This is a genomic window from Micromonospora sp. D75 (genome assembly GCF_018070405.1).
GTDB classification, from domain to species: domain Bacteria; phylum Actinomycetota; class Actinomycetes; order Mycobacteriales; family Micromonosporaceae; genus Micromonospora; species Micromonospora chalcea.
The window spans coordinates 1-498 of sequence record NZ_JAGPXV010001173.1 but is presented as its reverse complement, the minus strand read 5'-3'; the positions used below and the strand labels follow the sequence as shown (position 1 = coordinate 498).

The window sequence follows — 498 nt, the reverse complement described above, 5'->3', positions numbered from 1 at the left end:
GACTGATCGCGATGAGCATGGTCAGCGCGACCGCCAGCACGATGATCACCTTGGTGTTGCCGCCCCGGGCCGCCGGGCTCTCCTCGGACCAGCCCTGGGCCAGGATGTGCCCGGTCAGCGAGCCGGAATTCTCCAGCGGATTGCCCTGCGGGAACGACACGGTGGCGAAACCGGGTCCGTCCGTCCCGCCGCCGTAGACGGCGCCGGCGAGGTCCGTGCTGCCGGACTGCTGACGTACCGGACGGGTCGCGTCGGCGTCGCGGGCCGGCGTGGCCGGCGGCGGCCAGGTCGGCAGCGCCGGCGCCGGGACCGCGGGCGGCGGCGGGGCGGAGACGGGCGCGGCGGCCCACGCCGGAGGCGACTCGGCGGAGGACGCCGGAGTGCCGGTCGTGGCCGGCGGCGCGGACGGGAAGGGCGTGGTGGCCGGCGCGGGCGGCACCGCCGAGCCGGCCGACGGCGTGGCGAACGACGGCGGGCCCGCGGTGACCGGTGGCGTGA

The 498-nt window shown here is 78.1% G+C and carries 1 pseudogene; it reads right to left on the bottom strand.

From position 1 onward, the window contains the following. A pseudogene (locus KBX39_RS32705) lies at positions 1 to 498 on the bottom strand (hypothetical protein); the annotation flags it as partial.